Source organism: Ruegeria sp. AF7 (assembly GCF_056541885.1).
In genome coordinates, this window is the sequence record NZ_JBQFYX010000012.1 from 71281 (window position 1) to 90495 (window position 19215).

Annotated in this window: 24 protein-coding genes; 12 read left to right on the plus strand and 12 right to left on the minus strand. The window is 62.2% G+C overall.

The window, feature by feature from the left end; translation table 11 throughout:
• Window positions 1-93: 93 nt before the first annotated feature.
• Both ACR0AP_RS16195 and ACR0AP_RS16200 read right to left on the minus strand, forming a co-directional pair.
• Window positions 94-978, minus strand: coding sequence for a DMT family transporter (locus ACR0AP_RS16195; protein WP_480507821.1), 885 nt, complete (start codon window positions 976-978; stop codon window positions 94-96).
• Window positions 979-1030: 52 nt separating this feature from the next.
• Window positions 1031-1396, minus strand: a complete 366-nt coding sequence (locus tag ACR0AP_RS16200) for a MerR family transcriptional regulator (RefSeq protein ID WP_209505680.1) — start codon at window positions 1394-1396, stop codon at window positions 1031-1033.
• 74 nt (window positions 1397-1470) lie between these two features.
• Here ACR0AP_RS16200 and ACR0AP_RS16205 point away from each other — a divergent pair, with 74 nt between their 5' ends.
• The 4 genes from ACR0AP_RS16205 to ACR0AP_RS16220 all read left to right on the plus strand — a co-directional run bounded on the left by ACR0AP_RS16205 (window position 1471) and on the right by ACR0AP_RS16220 (window position 4566).
• Window positions 1471-1728 carry a zinc ribbon domain-containing protein gene (locus tag ACR0AP_RS16205; RefSeq protein ID WP_480507823.1) on the plus strand — a complete coding sequence of 86 codons (258 nt, stop codon included), beginning with the start codon at window positions 1471-1473 and terminating at the stop codon, window positions 1726-1728.
• Between the two features lie 245 nt (window positions 1729-1973).
• Complete coding sequence (locus tag ACR0AP_RS16210; protein ID WP_480507825.1) at window positions 1974-3161, plus strand: acetylornithine transaminase; 1188 nt, start codon at window positions 1974-1976, stop codon at window positions 3159-3161.
• Between the two features lie 75 nt (window positions 3162-3236).
• Window positions 3237-4163, plus strand: coding sequence for an ornithine carbamoyltransferase (gene argF, locus ACR0AP_RS16215; RefSeq protein WP_480473650.1), 927 nt, complete (start codon window positions 3237-3239; stop codon window positions 4161-4163).
• A 58-nt stretch (window positions 4164-4221) separates the two neighbouring features.
• Complete coding sequence (locus ACR0AP_RS16220) at window positions 4222-4566, plus strand: 5-carboxymethyl-2-hydroxymuconate Delta-isomerase (protein ID WP_480484532.1); 345 nt, start codon at window positions 4222-4224, stop codon at window positions 4564-4566.
• Between the two features lie 24 nt (window positions 4567-4590).
• On the opposite strand, the gene ACR0AP_RS16225 is transcribed toward ACR0AP_RS16220, so the two are convergent.
• From ACR0AP_RS16225 to ACR0AP_RS16235, 3 genes are read right to left on the minus strand one after another with little or no spacing between them, the layout of a single operon-like run.
• Complete coding sequence (locus ACR0AP_RS16225) at window positions 4591-4905, minus strand: monooxygenase (protein WP_480473648.1); 315 nt, start codon at window positions 4903-4905, stop codon at window positions 4591-4593.
• Between the two features lie 38 nt (window positions 4906-4943).
• Window positions 4944-5321 carry a hypothetical protein gene (locus tag ACR0AP_RS16230; protein ID WP_480484531.1) on the minus strand — a complete coding sequence of 126 codons (378 nt, stop codon included), beginning with the start codon at window positions 5319-5321 and terminating at the stop codon, window positions 4944-4946.
• Entirely contained in the window at window positions 5318-5776 is a 459-nt protein-coding gene (locus ACR0AP_RS16235; protein ID WP_480507827.1) for a MarR family winged helix-turn-helix transcriptional regulator, read from the minus strand. Before ACR0AP_RS16235 ends, ACR0AP_RS16230 begins: the two co-directional genes overlap by 4 nt.
• A gap of 176 nt (window positions 5777-5952) precedes the next feature.
• On the opposite strand from ACR0AP_RS16235, the gene ACR0AP_RS16240 reads away from it, so the two are divergent.
• Window positions 5953-6945, plus strand: coding sequence for a pirin family protein (locus ACR0AP_RS16240; protein ID WP_480507852.1), 993 nt, complete (start codon window positions 5953-5955; stop codon window positions 6943-6945).
• Window positions 6946-6990: 45 nt separating this feature from the next.
• Window positions 6991-7965, plus strand: coding sequence for a 2-dehydropantoate 2-reductase (locus tag ACR0AP_RS16245; RefSeq protein ID WP_480507829.1), 975 nt, complete (start codon window positions 6991-6993; stop codon window positions 7963-7965).
• A 9-nt stretch (window positions 7966-7974) separates the two neighbouring features.
• On the opposite strand, the gene ACR0AP_RS16250 is transcribed toward ACR0AP_RS16245, so the two are convergent.
• The 3 genes from ACR0AP_RS16250 to hrpB all read right to left on the minus strand — a co-directional run bounded on the left by ACR0AP_RS16250 (window position 7975) and on the right by hrpB (window position 12644).
• Entirely contained in the window at window positions 7975-9453 is a 1479-nt protein-coding gene (locus ACR0AP_RS16250) for an inorganic phosphate transporter (protein WP_480507831.1), read from the minus strand.
• 89 nt (window positions 9454-9542) lie between these two features.
• Entirely contained in the window at window positions 9543-10001 is a 459-nt protein-coding gene (locus ACR0AP_RS16255; protein ID WP_480507833.1) for an NUDIX hydrolase, read from the minus strand.
• A 192-nt stretch (window positions 10002-10193) separates the two neighbouring features.
• A complete protein-coding gene (gene hrpB, locus ACR0AP_RS16260; RefSeq protein ID WP_480507854.1) occupies window positions 10194-12644 on the minus strand; it encodes an ATP-dependent helicase HrpB in 2451 nt (816 codons plus the stop codon).
• Between the two features lie 176 nt (window positions 12645-12820).
• On the opposite strand from hrpB, the gene meaB reads away from it, so the two are divergent.
• The 5 genes from meaB (at window position 12821) to ACR0AP_RS16285 (ending at window position 15583) form a co-directional block, all read left to right on the plus strand.
• Window positions 12821-13792, plus strand: coding sequence for a methylmalonyl Co-A mutase-associated GTPase MeaB (gene meaB / locus ACR0AP_RS16265; RefSeq protein WP_209598140.1), 972 nt, complete (start codon window positions 12821-12823; stop codon window positions 13790-13792).
• 232 nt (window positions 13793-14024) lie between these two features.
• The gene (gene rpmB, locus ACR0AP_RS16270) at window positions 14025-14312 is read left to right on the plus strand and encodes a 50S ribosomal protein L28 (protein ID WP_008756960.1); all 288 of its coding nucleotides are present in this window, start codon (window positions 14025-14027) and stop codon (window positions 14310-14312) included.
• 189 nt (window positions 14313-14501) lie between these two features.
• The gene (locus ACR0AP_RS16275) at window positions 14502-14651 is read left to right on the plus strand and encodes a hypothetical protein (protein WP_209505706.1); all 150 of its coding nucleotides are present in this window, start codon (window positions 14502-14504) and stop codon (window positions 14649-14651) included.
• Between the two features lie 69 nt (window positions 14652-14720).
• The gene (locus tag ACR0AP_RS16280; RefSeq protein WP_480507836.1) at window positions 14721-15071 is read left to right on the plus strand and encodes a hypothetical protein; all 351 of its coding nucleotides are present in this window, start codon (window positions 14721-14723) and stop codon (window positions 15069-15071) included.
• A 38-nt stretch (window positions 15072-15109) separates the two neighbouring features.
• Window positions 15110-15583, plus strand: coding sequence for a copper chaperone PCu(A)C (locus ACR0AP_RS16285; RefSeq protein ID WP_480507838.1), 474 nt, complete (start codon window positions 15110-15112; stop codon window positions 15581-15583).
• 92 nt (window positions 15584-15675) lie between these two features.
• Here ACR0AP_RS16285 and ACR0AP_RS16290 read toward each other — a convergent pair whose 3' ends face one another.
• Window positions 15676-16284 (minus strand): HdeD family acid-resistance protein, encoded by a 609-nt coding sequence (locus ACR0AP_RS16290; RefSeq protein ID WP_480484523.1) that lies wholly within the window; start codon window positions 16282-16284, stop codon window positions 15676-15678.
• Between the two features lie 62 nt (window positions 16285-16346).
• Window positions 16347-17045 carry an NAD-dependent deacylase gene (locus ACR0AP_RS16295; RefSeq protein WP_480507840.1) on the minus strand — a complete coding sequence of 233 codons (699 nt, stop codon included), beginning with the start codon at window positions 17043-17045 and terminating at the stop codon, window positions 16347-16349.
• Between the two features lie 27 nt (window positions 17046-17072).
• Here ACR0AP_RS16295 and ACR0AP_RS16300 point away from each other — a divergent pair, with 27 nt between their 5' ends.
• Window positions 17073-17516 (plus strand): low molecular weight protein-tyrosine-phosphatase, encoded by a 444-nt coding sequence (locus ACR0AP_RS16300; RefSeq protein WP_480507842.1) that lies wholly within the window; start codon window positions 17073-17075, stop codon window positions 17514-17516.
• Here the strand turns inward: ACR0AP_RS16300 and ACR0AP_RS16305 are convergent.
• Window positions 17513-18466 carry a LysR family transcriptional regulator gene (locus tag ACR0AP_RS16305; RefSeq protein WP_480484520.1) on the minus strand — a complete coding sequence of 318 codons (954 nt, stop codon included), beginning with the start codon at window positions 18464-18466 and terminating at the stop codon, window positions 17513-17515. The genes ACR0AP_RS16300 and ACR0AP_RS16305 overlap by 4 nt on opposite strands.
• Before the next feature lie 65 nt (window positions 18467-18531).
• Complete coding sequence (locus tag ACR0AP_RS16310; protein ID WP_480507844.1) at window positions 18532-18840, minus strand: hypothetical protein; 309 nt, start codon at window positions 18838-18840, stop codon at window positions 18532-18534.
• Between the last annotated feature and the right edge of the window lie 375 nt (window positions 18841-19215).

Genomic DNA, 19215 nt, shown 5'->3' on the forward strand with positions numbered 1-19215 from the left:
ATCAACTCAGCCCAGAATGCGCCGGTCACCTCGCCATTCATGGGGATTTGCGACACAAAGGTCGCCCCTGAACCGCAAGGGCGGTTTTTTCTGTCAGGTCCGGCGGTTTGCCGCCTCGCGCCAGACCAGGATCAGCCCTCCGGTCAGAATCGTGACCGCGCCAATCAGGCTGATCCGGTCGGGGATCACATCAAACACCGCAAAATCGTACAGCGCGGCGAAAATCAGCGTGGCATAGCTGATCGGGGCCACGAATGACGCGTCCGCACGTGCCATGCCGTTGATGAAACAAACCTGCGCGCAGGCCATCAGCAGGCCGATCCCCACCAGCGCAACCCATTGCTGTGGCGTAGGCATGTGAAACACAAAGCTGACCGCGACCGTGGCGATCACCAGCCCCATCGTGTTGTTGATCAGCAGAATCTGGATCGGGGCCTCGCGCCCCGACAGTTTCTTGATAAAGATCAGCTCCATCCCGATAAACGCCGCCGCAGCCAGCGCCAGAAGGGCGGCGGGCTGAAAACTTGCAGGTGTCGGGCGCAGCAGGATCACCGCACCCACAAGGGCCACGGCCGCCGCCAGCCAGCGCCACGGGCCGACGCGTTCCCCCAACAGCGGAATGGCCAGAACCATGCCAAAGACCGGGTTCAGAAAGGAGATCGCCGTCGCATCCGCCATCGGAATGAACGCAACAGACGCGAACATCAACGTCACCCCGGCCCAGCCAAAGCTGGTTCGCCCGACATGCAGCCCCCAATGGTGCCGCCCCAGCCGGGGACGAAGCACTGCGACCGCCGACAGGATGGCAAGCAGGGCAAACAGAAACCGCCCGTGACTGATTTGCATCGCGTGCAAGGGTGGCCCGAGTGTATCCGTCCCCAAGGCCTTGGCCAACAGCGTCGTCGCCGCGATAAAGGCGGTCGCGACAAAGATCAGCCCTGCGGCCAAAGCAGGATTTTGCGCCTTCGGGGTGAACATGGGCGAAAGCGGTGCGCCAAAACGGGTGCCTTGGCAAGACGCAATTCTGCGCTCAGCGCAAAACCGGTGGGGCCGCCAGCGCCGCCTTGGCTTGTTTGAGGCTGTCCAAAAACCGCTCTGCCCGCACAATCCGCGCTTCGACCTCGTCAATCCGGTCCTGCAGAAACGCCTCGCCGTCAAAGCTGTCGGGATCGGCGGCTTCCAACTGCCCCAGCAACATGACCAGTTCTGCAATGCTGATGCCTGCCGCCTGTGCATCGGCTACCTGTTCCAGCGTGATCAGCGCGTCTTCGGGATAGTCGCGATAGCTGTTGGTGTTGTCCGGCCCCGGGCCTGACCGGATCAGCCCTTGGCGTTCATAAAACCTCAGCGTGTCGCGGCTCAGCCCGCTGCGCCGCGCAAGTTCCCCGATCCGCATGTTTCAAAACCGTTGACTCAACTCCATGGTTTTGATCCTATGTCAGACAGTCATTCTCTGCAAGGACATGCATCATGGGTCCCAAATGCCAAAGTTGCGGCATGCCGCTGTCAAAAGATCCCCAGGGCGGCGGGTCCGAAGCTGACGGCGGGCGCAGCACGCGTTACTGCTCGCTGTGTTACGAAAACGGTGCGTTCCGCCACCCCGACGCATCGTTGGAAGAGTTCCAGTCTCATTGCGTCGATGCCCTCGTCGCAAAAGGCATGCCCCGCATCCTTGCCTGGGCTTTCACCCGCGGCATGGGCAAGCTCGACCGCTGGCGCTCGGCGTAATGCTCCGGCGGTAATTTTGACCCTGCGGCAATAATAGGGTTTTCAGGCTGTCTTTTCACGTCTATAGAGCGGCCATGATCAAACGCGCACATATCCAGCTGCTCCGACGCCGACGCCTCTCTGCGTAATCGGCCTGTTTGATCCCATGTGCCTGCCAAATTGGCACAAATCTCACCAAATCTGTTGACGAACCGGGCCTTCGTGTATCACTCACGAGGCTCAAACGACCCGAAAAGGATGATCCCATGATCCCGTCCGTTCTGCCGACCTATAACCGCGCGCCCCTGTCATTTGTAAAGGGCGAAGGCGCCTGGCTGACCGAGGCGGATGGCCGACGTTTTCTGGACCTCGGCGCAGGGATCGCGGTGAACGCACTGGGCCACGCCCATCCGGCACTGGTGGCCGCCCTTACGGAACAGGCCCACGCGCTGTGGCATGTCTCGAACCTCTACAACATCCCGCAACAGCAGGCACTGGCAGACAAGCTGGTCGAACACACCTTTGCGGATACGGTATTCTTTACGAATTCCGGTACCGAAGCCTGTGAACTGGCCGTGAAAATGGCCCGCAAGTATTTCTATGACAAAGACCAGCCCGAACGGGTTGAGATCATCACCTTCGAAGGCTCGTTCCATGGCCGGTCGTCGGCGGGCATCGCAGCGGCCGGGTCTGAGAAGATGACCAAAGGCTTTGGCCCGCTTCTGCCGGGCTTTGTCCACGTTGCCTTCGGTGATCTCGACGGTGTCACCAACGCCATCACCGAAAATACCGCAGCCATCCTGATCGAACCGATTCAGGGCGAGGGAGGCATCCGCCCCGTGCCCGATGCCGAACTCAGGGCCCTGCGCGGCATTTGTGACGAACACGGTCTGCTGCTGATCCTGGACGAGGTGCAATGCGGCGTCGGTCGGACCGGCAGGCTCTTCGCCCATGAATGGGCCGGGATCACCCCGGATATCATGATGGTCGCCAAAGGCATCGGCGGCGGTTTTCCTCTCGGTGCCGTGCTGGCAACCGAAGACGCGGCATCCGGCATGACCGCAGGTACGCATGGCTCCACCTATGGCGGCAACCCGCTGGGCTGCGCCGTGGGCTGTGCTGTGATCGATCAGGTCGCCACACCCGCCTTCCTCGAAGGTGTCAACCGCAAGGCCGGCCTGTTGCGCCAGAAACTCGAAGGCCTGGTTGCCGATCACCCCGAGGTTTTCGAAGACGTGCGCGGATCGGGCCTGATGCTCGGCCTGAAATGCAAGGCGCCGAATATTGATGTGGTCAATGCGGGCTATGACAATCTGGTCATCACCGTCCCCGCCGCCGACAACGTCATCCGCCTGCTGCCGCCCCTGACCCTGACCGAGGATGACATCGCCCAGGCCATGATCCGCCTCGAAAAGGCCGCCAATCAGATCGAAACCCAGCTCGCAACTGCCTGAGCTTCATCTTTACCCAAATACTCCGGGGGTGTGGGGGTTGGCCCCCACCGCCCGACCAGCCAAAAGCGAAGCGATATGAACCATTTTCTCGACATCCACAAAACCGATGCCACCGCGCTGCGGTCCATGATCGATCAGGCGGGCGCGATGAAACAAGCGCGTCTGGGCCGTCCCAAGGCCGCCCCTGATGACGAACAACCGCTGAAAGACCGTATGGTCGCGCTGATCTTCGAAAAACCCTCGACCCGGACGCGCGTGTCCTTTGACGTGGGCGTGCGCCAGATGGGCGGCCAGACCATGGTGCTGTCGGGCAAGGACATGCAGCTGGGTCACGGCGAAACCATTGCCGATACCGCCCGTGTGCTGTCGCGCTATGTCGACATGATCATGATCCGCACCTTCGATGAGACCATCCTGACCGAGATGGCCGAATATTCCGATGTGCCCGTCATCAACGGCCTGACCGACCGCACCCATCCCTGCCAGATCATGGCCGATGTTTTGACGTTCGAGGAACACCGCGGCCCCATTGCGGGCAAGAAAGTGGTCTGGACCGGCGATGGCAACAATGTCTGCGCCTCCTTCCTGCACGCCGCCGGTCAGTTCGGCTTCGATCTGACCTTCAGTGGCCCGGCCCAGCTTGACCCCGAAGAAGAATTCATGGGGTTTGCCCGCCAGAAGGGGTCCAGAGTCGTCATCGAACGGGACCCGCACAAAGCGGTCGAGGGCGCGGATCTGGTGGTTGCCGACACCTGGGTTTCGATGCATGACAGCCAATCCGCCAAGGAACGCCGCCACAACATGCTGCGCCCCTATCAGGTCAACGCGGAACTCATGTCACATGCCAAACCCGACGCGCTGTTCATGCACTGTCTGCCCGCGCATCGTGAGGAAGAAGCAACCTCCGAGGTCATGGACGGCCCGAACTCGGTCATCTTCGATGAGGCCGAAAACCGCCTGCACGCACAAAAGGCCGTAATGCGCTGGTGTCTTGGCGTTTAGGATCAACTTGCAGTTTCGAGAGGGCCATCAGGCTCTCTCATGACCTCCGGAGCATTCAATGCCTCACGTCACGCTGGAATTTTCCAAATCTCTGGACGACACTCATGATTTCCAGATGATATGCGAGCGGCTGCATACTGTTCTCGCAAAACATGATGAAATCGACGCCTCAGCGCTCAAGATCCGCGCCGCACCAATTGCCTATTCCTTCATCGGCACGCAACCGCAGACCTTCGTGCATGCCACGCTGCTGTTGATGCGCGGCCGGGATGAGGCCACACGGGCCGAGCTTAACGCCATCATTCTGGACGTTCTGGCCCAGACCATGCCCGAGGTCGGCAGCATCACCGTGCAGGATGTCGAGATGACCCGCGCCACCTATGCAAAGCGCCTGGCAGGTTGATGGCGCGGGTACTCTCCGGGTCCGTCAGCCGTGTATCGGCGCGTTGTTGATCGCGCTGAGGTCTTCCATGATATCAAAGACATGATCCGAGGTCACTGCGACCCCGATGGCCTCAAGGCGTTTCAGGTGCATCGCCTTGTAGGTCTCCAGACTGGCGCGATCGCGAAACAGATAGGTCGATCCGAAATGGTTCGTGCCTTCTTCGACAGTCCAGATCTTCCAGACGACACCGGGTTCCTGGGCGATGCTTTCAGCCAGTTCCTTTGTTCCGGCCAGAAACTCTGCGGTTACGGGTCCGTCATAGGCCAGATGCAGATCCCAGATTTTCATCGTACTCATGGTCAAATGCTCCACGTTCAGGGGGGTAGGGGGTGTGATCAGCGGTTCTTGCCAAGCTGCACAAAGCTCAGAATGGCAAGCAGCGCAAAGAAGATGGGGTCGGACCAGCCAAAGCCGGTGAACACCCCGGTCAGACAGGCATAAAGCGTGATGACAACGCCCAATATGTTGGTCCCCATCAGACCTTTCAGGATGTTCTGTGCCGTCTCGGTACCGGTTTCAGTGTTTCGAAACAGGAAGCTGATTAGGCCGATGCCACCCAGAAAGATCGCATTATGCTGCGACAGAAACACGGCATACCGATCGTTCAGTTGCAGTCCATAATTGGGCCAAAGGATGGTTGGCGCAAATAAAAGCGCCAATGCGAAAAACATGTAGATCACACCATGCGCGGTCAGGAAGGTTTTGTTGGTCATGTCTCGCCTTTCTGTGGTTGGGGCAGCTTTTTGCGAAGCTGGTTGAGCGTTCTGATCGTCTCGCGTCTGGTTTCGGTGCTCAGGCGTCCGAATATCTGCTCCAGCGCCTGATTGTGGACGGGCATGAACGCGGCCACTTTCTGTTTTCCGGCTTCTGACAGGCGTAAAACGCGGGCACGCTTGTCGGTTTCATCAACGGTCTTTTCCACCAGACCGGCCTGAATCAGGTTTTTGACGACAACATCCAGATTGCCGGATGTGGACAGCGTCAGGCGCAACAGGTCATTGATCGACAGCGCGCCTTTGGTGTTCAGGGTCTCCAGCGCATCCCACTGAGGTGCCGTCAGACCCCCGGCGCGAAACACCGGTCCCATGGCACGCATGAACAACTGCTGGCTGCGCAACAGGGCCAATACCAGGGCCTGGTTTTCTCGGTCTTGGGTCTCGTGTGTCATGGCTGTCATTTATCCCTAGTTAGGGGTAATGTCAAGATGCACCCACACGTGCGAATGCTGCAAATATGCACGTCCCCCGTGCAGGGCTGCACTGACGCCGGGCCCGGGCCTGCATATATTTTGACCTAGCGAATGCGGACCTGATTTGGATGATCAAAAAGGCCGAGGATACGAATGTGAGCTGGAACCCGTCCCACACCACCGACGCAGCTGAAAACGGCGCGCTGGAAACACTCATCATTCCCCGCGCCCGCGATCTGGGCGGGTTCGAGGTGCGCCGCGCGCTGCCCTCGGTCAAACGCCAACTGGTTGGCCCATTCATCTTCTTCGATCAGGTCGGCCCGGCAGAATTCGTCACCGAAGGCGGCATTGACGTGCGACCGCACCCGCATATCGGGCTGGGAACCGTCACTTACCTCTATCAGGGCGAATTCGAACACCGCGACAGCCTCGGCACTCACCAGATGATTTACCCCGGCGAGGTCAACTGGATGGTTGCAGGCCGTGGCGTGACCCATTCCGAGCGCACCAGCGAAGAAACGCGCGGCAAAGGCCACAAGCTGTTCGGCATTCAGACCTGGCTTGCCCTGCCCGAAGCGCAGGAGGATATGGCCCCCGAGTTCGAACACCACAAGCAAGGCGCGCTGCCCCATATCCAAGACAAGGGCGTCAGCGCACGGCTGATCCTCGGCAACGCTTATGGCGAAACCAGCCCCGTGACGATGCTGTCCGAGACCTTCTATCTGGATGTTCAGCTTGCCCCCGGCGCGTCCTTCCCGCTGCCCGACGACCACGAGGATCGCGGTGTCTATGTCACGCAAGGATCGATCGAGATTGCAGGCGACATGTTCGACGAAGGCCGCATGATGGTGTTCCGCCCCGGTGACAGGCTATCGGCCCGGGCAGGGGCGCAGGGTGCGCGGCTGATGCTGCTGGGCGGCGCCACTTTGAACAAGGATCGCTATATCTGGTGGAACTTCGTCTCATCCTCGAAAGAAAAGATCGAGACGGCGATTCATGAGTGGAAAAGCGCCGATTGGGTCAATGGCGCCTTCCACCTTCCGACAGGGGATGACCGCGAATTTATCGCCATTTCAGAACAGTTTGAGCGTACTAAGCCCCGGCTGGCCCGCCCGCGCGCGGCGTCAGGGGCGGGTGGGCTTGTGTAACCGTCCGTTTGCGGTGATCCTTTCTGGTATACCAGAGGGGGTATCATGAAACTTGTCATCGCAGGCGCGGGCAGCATCGGCTGCTACTGCGGCGGTTTACTGGCTCGCTCAGGGCATTCGGTGACCTTGCTGGGGCGTGCCCGTGTACTGGACCCCATCCGCGAACATGGGCTGACGGTCACGGATTACGATGACCTCAATGCCCATGTTGCGGCGGAAACCCTGACACTCAGCACCGATCCTGCTTGCCTGGATCAGGCCGAACTGGTCATCGTCACCGTCAAATCCGGGGCGACGGCGGATATGGCCGGACATATCGCGGACGCCGCCTGTTGGGACGCGCCCGTCCTGTCCTGGCAAAACGGGATCGAGAATGCGGCAACCCTGCGCAAGGCGCTGCCCGGTCGCGATGTGCGCGCGGGCATGGTCCCCTTCAACGTGGTCCCGAACGGCCCCGCCAGCTATCACCGGGCCACATCGGGCGAAATCGTCATCCAGAACGGCCCCGGCGATCTGGCCACCGCCCTCAGCAGCCCGGACCTGCCCGTTATCGCAACTGACCGGATCGAGGCGGTGCAATGGGGCAAGCTGGTGATCAACCTGAACAACGCGCTGAACGCACTGTCGGGCCTGCCGCTTGTGGATCAGCTGCTCAGCCGTGACTGGCGCAACCTCATGGCCGATCAGATGGCCGAGGCGCTGTCCGTTCTCAAGGCGGCCGGGCATCCGGTGGCCTCGACAACGCCGCTTCCGGCGTGGATGACGCCGCATATCCTGCGGCTGCCGACACCTTTGTTCAGCCGGATCGCGGCGCGGATGCTCACCATCGACCCCACCGCCCGGACCTCGATGGCCTATGACCTGATGGCCGAGCGGCAAACGGAAATCGACAGCCTTCAGGGCCATATCATTCGGCTGGGGCACGAAACCGGGGTGCCCACCCCCCTTTGCACGAAAGTGTCTGACCTGATCAAACACGCGCCCGATCATCCGCTGTCCCCGGAACAGATCAGGCTCTGATCGCAGTCGTCAGACGAGTCTGGTCAATGTCCAGAAAGTCACGGCCGACATGGCGGCTGCGGCAGGCACGGTCACGACCCAGGCCGCAATGATCGTCATGAAATGCGACCGCCGCACCAGCTTGCGCCGCCGGTATTCTTCCGGGGCCAGCTTCTGCGCTGTCGCGTTTCGCCCATTGTTCTGTTTCCGCCTGCGATCCGACTGCCACTCACGATAGAACCCGACGCCAAAGATTGCGCCAACGGCGATGTGCGTGGAACTGACCGGCAGGCCCAGCCAGCTGGCGACAATGACCGTGATCGCCGCTGACAGCGCCACGCAAAACGCCCGCATCGGGTTCAGCTTGGTGATCTGGCTGCCGACCATCCGGATCAGCTTGGGCCCGAACAGGAACAGACCGAACGATATCCCGAACGCGCCGATGATCATCACCCATAACGGGATCGAAACCTTTTGGGCGAAATCGCCGAACTCTGCCGCGTGGACAATCGCCGCCAGGGGGCCGACCGCGTTGGCCACATCATTTGCGCCATGGGCAAAACTCAGAAACGCGGCCGATATCACCAATGGCAGGCCAAACAGGGTTTTCAGCGACCGGGTCCGGTTCTCCAGCCCCTCGGACTTGCGACGCACCCAGGGAACCGTCAGCGCCCAGACCAGCACACCGCTGCCCAGACCGATCAGCAGCGCCATCTGCAGATCAATCTTGACGATCCGCTTCAGACCCTTGACCGACAGGTAGGTGGCGAACGCTGCCGCCATCACCGCCACAAGGATCGGCACCCAACGCCGCGCGGCGGCGATCTTGTCGTCCTGATACTGGATCTTGGTCTTGATCAGCGCCAGGAATGCCGCCGCAATCACGCCGCCTAGAACCGGAGATATCACCCAGCTGGCCGCAATCGCGCCCATCGTGCCCCAGCTCACCGCGCTCAGCCCGGCAGCGGCAATCCCCGCGCCCATGACCCCGCCCACAACCGAATGCGTTGTCGACACCGGCGCACCGATCCAGGTCGCCAGATTGACCCACATGGCGGACGAGATCAGCGCCGCCATCATGGCCCAGATGAACACGTTACTGTTCTGCACCGAGGCCGGGTCGATGATCCCCTTCGAGATGGTCGAGACCACATCGCCCCCCGCAAGCAACGCGCCCGCGCTTTCGGCAACGGCGGCAATCACGATGGCACCGCCCATGGTCAGCGCGTTCGCACCCACCGCAGGACCCATGTTGTTGGCCACGTCATTGGCGCCGATATTGATTGCCATATAGGCCCCGAACGCGGCCGCAGCCACGACGATATAGGTGCCGTCGGCCCGTCCAAACAGCACCGCCGCCATCAATCCGGCAAGCACCATGAACGCCAGTGCAATTCCTGGCGCCAGCAGCGGGCGGGCGACATGAAGATTGGCAATTTCGACGCGCGAGATGCGTTGCAGGTCGGTGTCAAGCGCCTGCCAGCGCGGTTTTGAATTTGTGTCAGACATGGGCTTGGTCAAAGATTGGCAGATCGCCCGCAGCTAACGGTTTCCCGGTTCAGGGGCAAGCGCGCAGCCATCAAATTGTTGCGAAACGGCTACATCTGTCGCAGCAGCGCCTGCAACTCGGGCTCCTGCACCCGTTTGGCGGCTTCTGCCGGTGAAAACCACTGACGTTTGCGCTTGTCCACTTCGGGAAAATCATCGGCAAGTTCTCGCACGGAAACCCGGTAGACGCGGGTCAGGACCGACTGTGCCGATCCCCCCTTGAAGATCTTGTCATAGGTGAATTGGCCGATGGGCTCCTTGTCGACCGCTTCTGCACGCACGCCAGCCTCTTCCCACGCCTCCAGCAGCGCCGTCTCCAACCCGTCCAGACCATTGACAGGCCAGCCTTTCGGGATGATCCAGCGCCCGGTTTCGCGGCTGGTGATCAGCAGAACCTCGTCCTGATCCTCATGCTTGCGCGTGCACAGGGCCGCAAACTGCACCCTTTGGGGGCGCAGGAACAAGGGGCGTCCGACCTCTTCCCAGATATTTCGCAGCCAAGCACTCATGTGATGTTCTTCAAATCCTGTTTCTGTCTTCGAAACCTGTGTGACGTAACAACAATAATGCCAGACTTCAATGAAATGTCCGCTTATTTCTGATTATGACCGGTTCTTCGGTCAGTTTACCGTGATTTGTGAGATTTCGTGCAACAGCCCCGAAAGCCCAAGCCGCTTGCTGAAAGTGACGTGGCAATAGGCCTATCCCTGCCTGCGCTTGGCCCTCAGCGTCGGGTCGGCCTGTGTCGGGTCTTCGGGCCAGGGGTGCTTGGGGTATTGCGCCCGCATATCCTTGCGCACATCCGCATAAGACCCGGCCCAGAACCCCGGCAGATCGCGGGTAATCTGGATCGGGCGCTGCGCCGGCGACAGCAGCGTGATCTTCAGGGGCTGTCCGCCAACCACCGGATGCCGGGTCACGCCGAACAGCTCCTGCAACCGAACCGAGATTTCGGGGACCGCCGCGCCATAATCGATCGGCACCTTGCGCCCCAGAGGTGTTTCAAACGATCCCGGGGCGCGCCGGTCCAGTTCCTGGGTCTGGGCCCAGTCCAGCCGCGCGCGCAAGGCGGGCAGCAGGTCGAACCGTTTCCAGTCCTCTGCGCTTTTGACACCGGACAGCATCGGCAACAGCCAGCCGTCCAGCTCGGCCATCAGACCCTCGACCGAAAAGTCGGGCAGATCCACCCCGTCGGCACGCACCAGTTCCACCCGCGCGGCCAGCCGTGCGGCGGCCCCGTCCAGCCGCAACCCCAGATCGCGCACCCCGTCCAGCATCGCACGCGCCACGGCGTCGTCCGGGACGTCCTTCCAGATGCGGTCGTCCAGCGTGATCGCCCCGAACCGCTCCTGCTGCCGGGAAACGACCCGCCGTTCGCGTTTCGACCAGGCGCAAACCTCGACCCAATCGATCTGGTCGGTGAACAGTTCGCGGATCTCGCGTTCCGAAATCTGGGTGGCCATCCGCACCTTTGCCTCGCGCGGGTTGCCATCGGTGTCGGTGACAACCAGAAAAGGCGCGGCCGCCAGTGAATCGCCACTGTCCAGCACGACACCTTTACCCCCGGACAGCACATAACGCGGCGCATCGCCTTTGCGGCGCTGCCCGATGCGGTCGGGATAGGCGAGGGCGGCCATGGCGGCAGCGCTCAGATCATCCGTCTTGCTTCCGGCCTGTTTCGTCAACCGCTTGGCCTCTGCATTGATCCGATCCACGGCCCCCTTATTCACCTGCCAGACCCGGTTGCGCTGAAAGGTGCGCACATCCCGCAGTGCCTCTTGCCGCAAGGCGATATCCACCGGCGCGCCGCGCAGGGGGTCGCGCTCGGCCATCAAGGCGGCCAAAGGCGCGGCATTCGGTCCGGCCCGCACCAGCATATGCCCCAGCCGGGGATGCAACGGCAGCGCCGCCAGCGCCCGCCCGTGTTCGGTTATCCGCCCCTTGCCGTCCAGCGCGCCCAGCATCGCCAGAAGGGCACGCGCCTCGGCCATCGCGCCTTCGGGTGGCGGGGTCAGAAAGGCCAGATCGGCGGCATCCGCGCCCCACAGCGCCAGCTCCAGCGCCAGCCCGGTCAGATCGGCGGCTTCGATCTCGGCGGGTGGGTACGCGGCCAGCGCACCGTCTTCCCCCTTTGACCAAAGCTTGTAGCAAAACCCCTCGGCCACACGTCCCGCACGACCCGCGCGTTGCGTGGCCTCAGCCCGTGTAACCCTCTCGGTCACCAGCCGCGACATGCCCGAGCCCGGATCAAACCGCGCCCGCCGCGCTTGCCCCATATCCACCACCACCCGGATATCGGGGATCGTCAGCGAGGTTTCTGCAATCGACGTCGCCAGAACCACCTTGCGCCCGGTCTCAACCGGGGCAATCGCTTCGCGCTGGGCCGCAAAGGGCATTGCCCCGAACAGCGGGCGCACCGTGCAACTGGCGGGCAGGCGTCCGGTCAAAGCTGCCTCAGCCCGCCGGATTTCACCCTCACCAGGCAGAAACACCAAGATCCCGCCGCCGGTGGCGCGGGTCTCGCGCTCGGCTTCAACGACCAGATCAACCAATGCATCCATCCGCCGCGCCTGTGGTCCCAACGGCCGATCCAGCCAACGCATCTCGACGGGATAACTCCGCCCTTCCGACGTAACCAGCGGCGCAGCCATCAGGCGCCCCACCGGGTCTGCGTCCAGCGTGGCCGACATGGCCAGCAGAATCAGATCGTCCCGCAGCGCGCCCGTGACCTCAAGGCACAGCGCCAACCCCAGATCCGCGTTGAGTGAGCGTTCGTGGAATTCATCAAAGATCACCGCGCCGATGCCCGGCAGGTCAGGGTCCGATTGCAGCATCCGGGTCAGAATGCCCTCGGTCACCACCTCGATCCTTGTGTCTTTTGACACTTTCGCGTCGCCCCGCACGCGATAGCCAACACTCTGGCCGGCGCGCTCTCCCAGCGTCTCTGCCATCCGCTCTGCCGCGGCCCGTGCAGCCAGCCGCCGCGGCTCCAGCATCACGATCCTGCCGCCGCACAGACCCGCCTCCAGCATCGCCAGCGGAACCCGCGTGGTCTTGCCCGCACCGGGTGGCGCTTGCAGCACGGCCCGCCCCTGCGCGCGCAGGGTGTCCAGCAGGCCGGGTATGGCGTCGTCTATGGGCAGGCGTAGGATCATCCGGCCCTTATCCGCGATCCCGCAGGTGGCGTCCAGTTTCCGCGCTCACATCAGCAAATCGCCCCGCACGAAAAGACGCAGGCTGCGCGATCTTCGCAATTCCTGCCGCCTCCGGTCTGGACAAACACCCCCCAAGCACGGCAACTGTTCCTGCCTCTAGGAACGGGACAAGAATGCAGACAGACAGCCTGAGCGACAGAATTCTGAAGGGCGAGCGCCGGGCGCTGGCGCGTGCGATCACCCTTGTTGAAAGCAACCGCGCCGATCACCGGGCACAGGCCAGCGACCTTCTGGCACAGCTTGCCGGTTCGGGGCGTCAGGCGCTGCGCATCGGTCTGTCCGGCACGCCCGGCGTGGGCAAGTCCACCTTCATCGAAAGCTTTGGCATGATGCTGACCGGGCAGGGGCTGCGGGTCGCGGTTCTGGCGGTCGATCCCAGCTCGGCTCGGTCGGGCGGCTCGATCCTGGGCGACAAGACCCGGATGGAACGCCTGAGCCGCGAGCAGAACGCCTTCATCCGGCCCTCTCCCAGCCAGAGCCACCTTGGCGGCGTCGCCCGCCGCACCCGCGAGGCTATCGCCCTGTGCGAGGCCGCAGGCTATGACGTGGTGCTGATCGAAACCGTGGGCGTGGGACAGTCGGAAACGGTGGTGTCCGAACTGTCTGACCTGTTTCTGCTGCTGCTGGCCCCGGCGGGCGGGGACGAGTTGCAGGGTGTCAAACGCGGCATCATGGAAATGGCCGACATCATTTTGGTCAACAAGGCCGATGGCGACCTGAAAGCGACCGCCACCCGCACCTGCGCGGATTATGCCGGCGCCCTGCGGCTGCTGCGCAAACGCCCGCAGGATCCCGAAGGCTTCCCCAAGGCGATGACCGTTTCCGCTGTCGAAGAACACGGGCTGGAACAGGCCTGGGACGAAATGCAAACCCTGACCCAATGGCGCCGCGACACCGGTATCTGGGAGGCAAACCGCGCCGCCCAGGCCCGCTACTGGTTCGATCAGGAGGTCCGCCACGCCCTTCTCGCCCGCCTCGACACACCGCAGGCCCGCGCCGAGATGGAGCGCCTGAATGACGAAGTCTCGCAAGGGCGACTCAGTCCGGCGGTCGCTGCCGGTCAGCTTCTGGACACGCTCGGCTGAAGGGCCGTCATGGCCGTTTCACCTTTTGCCAAATACTCTTGCCAACGGCATGGCCCGTCCGGGCCATTCCTGCATGGCAGGCAAATTGAAAGATTTCGCGCAGCCCGTCTTGACCCTCCGCGCGATTCCCACTAAACGCATCCAACCAGTTTTCGGGCGCGACTTCGGGTTGCGCCCCTTGTGATTTGGCCGCGGGTATCCAGCCCGGCCTCCAGAAACAAAGGAAGAAACCATGTCGCGCCGTTGCGAACTGACCGGAAAAGGCCCGATGACTGGCAACAATGTCAGCCACGCCAAAAACAGAACTCGTCGTCGTTTTCTGCCGAACCTGAACGACGTTACCCTGCAGTCCGAAACTCTGGGCCGTGGCGTCAAGCTGCGCATCTCGGCGGCTGCGCTGCGTTCGGTTGACCACCGCGGTGGTCTGGACGCGTTCCTGGCCAAAGCCAAGGATGATGAGCTGTCGGCAAACGCTCTGAAAGTGAAGAAAGAAATCGCCAAGGCGCAAGCTTCGGCCTAAGGTCTTTCAACCAACAGAATTTCAGGCCCTGCACCCTCTCGGTGCGGGGCCTTTTCTGTTGGGCCAGCCCCTTTCGGCCCCCATTGTTCTCAATCTGGAACTAATTTTTCGCCATTGGTGAACTTCTTCACATACAGGTTTCCGAATCTGACCTAACGTCACTGTCATTCATCAGGCGGGGGCCACATTATGACGTTAAAAAGTTTTTATCTTTTCCTGTTTCTGGCCGCGGTATTCCGCAAGGCGATTGCAACCTGTACGCGGATGCAGCGCTGGGTGAACCGGTCCCATACCAGCTTCACCGCAGACACGGTAAAAAGACCCGGACTGGATTACTGAAAAACAGCTTCAAGCGCGACCCTTTGGCGCTTGAAGCTTTTCCCGCTGCTGACCTATAGCTGGGTCAGGATGAGACCTGCTGTTACCAGATTTCTGCCTTATGCGCTGTCCCTGCTGCTGGTTCTGACCGGGCAGGGGCTGGCCATGTCGCGCGGCATGGACAAAGCCGTGGGTCAGATGGTGCTGTGTACGGGCACCGGACCGGTCGTCGTCTATATTGACGAAAACGGGCAACCCACTGCACCGCCGCATTTTTGCCCGGACTATGCAATATCCCTGCTGGGGGCCGTGGCTGTCGCGCAACCAGCACTGCCAGCCGTGCCGGAACGGGCGCAGCCAGCTCCGCTGCGGCATCTGGGCAACCAGATCGCCCTGCCGGTTCCCGCAACCCCGGCCCGCGCGCCTCCTGTCAGCGTTTGAAACCCACCCTTTTCAAACCTTTATACAGGAGAGGCACGATGTCCCTCAAAACCACTCTGCTTGCAACTCTGGCCGCCGTGTCGCTGGCCATCCCCGCCTTTGCCGAAGGCCCCATCAAGGTTGACGACGCCTATGCCCGGTCCTCGGGCAAGACCGCCATCGCCGGTGCCGCGTTCATGATGATCCACAATCAGGGCAACGCCGATGACCGGCTGATCGGTGCAACCTCGGACGCGGCAGCGCGTGTGGAATTGCACACCCACAAGGTCGATGAAAACGGCGTGGCCAAGATGGTGCATGTCGAAGAAGGCTTTGCAATTCCGGCCGGTGAAACCCACATGCTGAAACGTGGCGGCGACCATGTGATGTTCATGGGGCTGACGGCCCCGTTCGAACAGGACGCCATGGTGCCGGTCACGCTGATCTTTGAAAAGGCAGGCGAGGTCGAGATCGAGATTCCCGTCGATCTGGAACGTCAGGACAAAGGCGGCCACGGATCACATTCGAACTAGGGCAACGCCTGTCTTCGGGCCGCGCTGCGGCCCTCATCCATGCGTCAGGCCGGGCTTTGCCCGGCCTGATTTCCATGCGGCTGCGGATAGAGCTACTTGTTGATGGTTTTCATACCGACGCGGTCGCCCGCCTGCCGAAACCGAGAGGCCAGCCAGAACATCACAGCGGCCATGGCCAGCGCCGAGAATGCGATACCCCATCCCAGCGCAACCAGCGCCACCGCCGGCCAGATCATCAGGACAAGCCCGACGACAAGCGCGACAAATCCCGAGACGCGCATGGAACCGCGTTGCGGGTCACTTGCATGCATCTGCCCGGCAGCTGCCAGGGATCCGATCCCGATGATCAGCGCCCATGCGCCCATGAGGAAAAACGCCAGTTTCACCGTGCCTTCCGGCCAGATCAGCAGGACAAGCCCGATCAGAAGCGCGCTGATCGCAGCACCTCCCAGCACCCCGCGACGACCAACACCCAAAAGCGTCAGCCCACCGTCGAGGATCAGCAACACACCGACCAGCCGCAGCAGCAGCGCGATGCTGCCAGACGGCCAGAACAGCGCTGCAATACCGACAAGCCCGGCCAGCACCCCGCGCAGCAGAAAAGTCCACCACAGGCTGGACAGCTGTTCCCCCAGCATGTCACGCCCGGCCATGCTGCCGTCATCCAGGATTTCACCGGTGCGGGGGTCTTGATCAGTCATGGCGTGTCCTCCAGTCGCTATCGCAGATAGTGTACACAAATTAAGCCAGCGTTGTCTGTAGCTTAAGAATATCCCGCAAGAAGCTGACCGACCCATCGCGGAACCGTTTCGGATGCCCTGCCGACAATGCGCTCATCAAAGCCCGACGGCCCGGGCGTCGGCTCCAGATTGATCTCGACCGTCCGCGCGCCCACCGCCTGCGCCTCGTGGACAAAGGCCGCCGCCGGATAGACCTGACCCGAGGTGCCGATGGCGGCAAAGATCGATGCGCTGGCAAGGTGGTCGTAGATGTCGTCCATGTAATAAGGCATCTCGCCGAACCAGACCACATCGGGCCGGGCGGTGGGCTGGCCGCAGGCGGGGCAGGGCTCGGCGACGGCCATTTCGGGCGGGGCGGGCCAGCGATGATCACACCCGGAACACAGGGCTCCCGCCAATGTGCCATGCATGTGGATGACACCCGTCGCACCGCCCGCTTCATGCAGGCTGTCGACATTCTGGGTCACGATCACGACCTCTGCGGGCCAGCCCTGCTGCAACCGCGCCAGCGCCATGTGGGCCGCATTGGGCTGCACAGCGGCGGCCTGAACGCGGCGCGCATTGTAAAACCCCTGCACCAAGGCGGGATCGCGGGCAAAACCTTCGGGCGTGGCCACATCCTCGATCCGGTGCTGCGCCCACAGCCCGCCTTCGTCGCGGAAGGTGCTCAGCCCGCTTTCAGCCGAAATCCCGGCCCCGGTCAGAATGACGATCTTTTCCATATCCCCTCCGCGCGTTACACCTTGGCCATGACACACCGTATCCTCTTTGTCTGCCTGGGCAATATCTGCCGCTCTCCCGCGGCCGAGGGCGTCTTTCGCGCCCGCGCACCGCATCATGCAACCGACAGTGCCGGTACCATGGGCTGGCACACGGGCAATCCGCCCTATGGCCCGATGCAGAAGGCCGCAATCCGCAGAGGCATCGACCTCGGCGACCTGCGCGCGCGCCAGTTCACTGCCGCGGATTTCGACCGGTTCGACCTGATCATCGGCATGGATGCCCAAAACATCGCCGGTATCGAAGACCTGCGTCCACCGGGCAACGGCACGCCGGTTCGCCTGCTGACGGATTTCGCCCCTCAGACCGGTGCCGATCATGTGCCCGATCCGTATTACACGCGGGATTTCGACGGCGCGCTGGACCTGATCGAGGCAGCGGTTGACGGGCTTGCCGCCCATCTGGACACCTAGCCGCCGGTCACCCGCAACTGGCCGCTCAGCCAGGGCAGCTTGGCAACCGCCGGGTCCACGATCTGGTTCTGCATCAGACGCCGGGTCATGCCCGCAACCTCCTGCGGGACCTGATCGGACCACTCGGTGCGCGCCAGCAGCGATATGTTGCGCGAGAATTCTCCGAACGGGGCAGGGTGCGCCTCCAGCCCCTCATGGAACCGCGCCGCGCGCATGAAGCCCAGCGGCGTGGTGATCGCCCAGCCCAGACCCCGCGCCACCATGGCCATCAGCGCCATGTGCGAGCCGATCTCGAACCGTTCCTCGAACACCTGCGAGCGGCGCGCCAGATGCGCCTCGATCTGGCGGCTGATCAGCTGCTCGCGGGCATAGCGCAGAAACGGCAGCCGCTCCTGCACGGCCTCGACCCCGCCCGATCCCTGCGGCGCCACCAGAATGAACGGATCATGGACCAGCGGGTATTCGACCACCCCCTCCAGTACTTCGCCGCTATGGGCGGTGACCGCCATATGCAGGCGCTGCTCGGCCAGCGCCTCGAACAGATCAAGGCTCGACAGGGTGATCAGCTTGAATTTCGACCGGGTCAGGCTGTCGGCCAGCAAGGTGGCCAGCCGCGGCGTCAGATCATTGTCGAAATCGTCGATCAGACCGATCGACAGCGTGGTCAGATGCCCCAGATCCATGACCGACAGCTCGCTCTGGGCCATGTGCAGCTCGGACAGAACCGCCTCGGCCCGCGCAAGGAAACTGCGCCCCGCCTGCGTCAGCCGCATCGGCCGCCGCCCGTGATCGACCAATTCGGTCCCCAGTGCGTTTTCCAGATTGCGCAATTGCTGCGAAACGGATGGCTGGCTGAGCCCCGTGATCTCGGCAGCCTGCGCCACCGATCCCGTCCGCGCCAATGCCTCGAACACTTCAAGGCCCCGCAGGGTCAGCCCTTTCATTACCATGCAATACACCTTTCGCTGCGCCTTTCTGGGGCGCAGCGTGGATCAGGTCAAGCATTCAGAACGGGTTAGCTGCAGATCGCCTGCGCCATCTGGCCAAAGTTCTGGTACCGATCCCACAGCGCATCATCGCGCGCGGATTTCGACATCTTCAACACCTGCGCCTGATGGGGGTCCTTGAACCATCTCGCCACGGTTTTCTGATCACTGCGCGTCAACGCCTGATCCGCCACGCGCTGAATGCAGCTGCACCGGTCCCGCGTAGCGGCCGAGCGGTCCGACGCCATGCACGCCTGCCTGATCTGCGCCGCATCCGCGACCTGAGCCACCGCCGTCAGCGATGCCGCACAAAATGCGATAATGAGGAACTGTTTCATACTCGAGCCTCGTTTTTGCCTGCCCGGACGGGTCTGGCGCCCCTCTCGGTCTGCGGCGGAGTATGAATCAAACGGGCGCGCGGATCAATCATACGTTGCGAAAAAGTGATCGCACGATCCGGAAACGATACACCCCCACCACCCCCGTAGGCCGGGCTTCAGCCCGGCATTGGTCAGGACAGGAGCGGCAGCCAGTCTTGAATAGCTTTTATCAGCTTGTCGAGAACATAGATTCCGCCTGCCCAGGGTATACCTTGCTTAATTTGTAGTGGTTCAGATGTGATCTGACAGTTGGCCGTTTTTCCGGCGGCGTCTGTCAGGTCAAGTTTGGTTCAGGAACTTTTCCTTCCAGATCTCTTTGCCCTCGATCATGGT

Coding starts and splice junctions, on each gene's coding strand:
- ACR0AP_RS16195 (WP_480507821.1), bottom strand. CDS start 978: ATGTTCACCCCGAAGGCGCAAAATCCTGCTTTGGCCGCAGGGCTGATC.
- ACR0AP_RS16200 (WP_209505680.1), bottom strand. CDS start 1,396: ATGCGGATCGGGGAACTTGCGCGGCGCAGCGGGCTGAGCCGCGACACG.
- ACR0AP_RS16205 (WP_480507823.1), top strand. CDS start 1,471: ATGGGTCCCAAATGCCAAAGTTGCGGCATGCCGCTGTCAAAAGATCCC.
- ACR0AP_RS16210 (WP_480507825.1), top strand. CDS start 1,974: ATGATCCCGTCCGTTCTGCCGACCTATAACCGCGCGCCCCTGTCATTT.
- argF (WP_480473650.1), top strand. CDS start 3,237: ATGAACCATTTTCTCGACATCCACAAAACCGATGCCACCGCGCTGCGG.
- ACR0AP_RS16220 (WP_480484532.1), top strand. CDS start 4,222: ATGCCTCACGTCACGCTGGAATTTTCCAAATCTCTGGACGACACTCAT.
- ACR0AP_RS16225 (WP_480473648.1), bottom strand. CDS start 4,905: ATGAGTACGATGAAAATCTGGGATCTGCATCTGGCCTATGACGGACCC.
- ACR0AP_RS16230 (WP_480484531.1), bottom strand. CDS start 5,321: ATGACCAACAAAACCTTCCTGACCGCGCATGGTGTGATCTACATGTTT.
- ACR0AP_RS16235 (WP_480507827.1), bottom strand. CDS start 5,776: ATGACACACGAGACCCAAGACCGAGAAAACCAGGCCCTGGTATTGGCC.
- ACR0AP_RS16245 (WP_480507829.1), top strand. CDS start 6,991: ATGAAACTTGTCATCGCAGGCGCGGGCAGCATCGGCTGCTACTGCGGC.
- ACR0AP_RS16250 (WP_480507831.1), bottom strand. CDS start 9,453: ATGTCTGACACAAATTCAAAACCGCGCTGGCAGGCGCTTGACACCGAC.
- ACR0AP_RS16255 (WP_480507833.1), bottom strand. CDS start 10,001: ATGAGTGCTTGGCTGCGAAATATCTGGGAAGAGGTCGGACGCCCCTTG.
- meaB (WP_209598140.1), top strand. CDS start 12,821: ATGCAGACAGACAGCCTGAGCGACAGAATTCTGAAGGGCGAGCGCCGG.
- rpmB (WP_008756960.1), top strand. CDS start 14,025: ATGTCGCGCCGTTGCGAACTGACCGGAAAAGGCCCGATGACTGGCAAC.
- ACR0AP_RS16275 (WP_209505706.1), top strand. CDS start 14,502: ATGACGTTAAAAAGTTTTTATCTTTTCCTGTTTCTGGCCGCGGTATTC.
- ACR0AP_RS16280 (WP_480507836.1), top strand. CDS start 14,721: ATGAGACCTGCTGTTACCAGATTTCTGCCTTATGCGCTGTCCCTGCTG.
- ACR0AP_RS16285 (WP_480507838.1), top strand. CDS start 15,110: ATGTCCCTCAAAACCACTCTGCTTGCAACTCTGGCCGCCGTGTCGCTG.
- ACR0AP_RS16290 (WP_480484523.1), bottom strand. CDS start 16,284: ATGACTGATCAAGACCCCCGCACCGGTGAAATCCTGGATGACGGCAGC.
- ACR0AP_RS16295 (WP_480507840.1), bottom strand. CDS start 17,045: ATGGAAAAGATCGTCATTCTGACCGGGGCCGGGATTTCGGCTGAAAGC.
- ACR0AP_RS16300 (WP_480507842.1), top strand. CDS start 17,073: ATGACACACCGTATCCTCTTTGTCTGCCTGGGCAATATCTGCCGCTCT.
- ACR0AP_RS16305 (WP_480484520.1), bottom strand. CDS start 18,466: ATGGTAATGAAAGGGCTGACCCTGCGGGGCCTTGAAGTGTTCGAGGCA.
- ACR0AP_RS16310 (WP_480507844.1), bottom strand. CDS start 18,840: ATGAAACAGTTCCTCATTATCGCATTTTGTGCGGCATCGCTGACGGCG.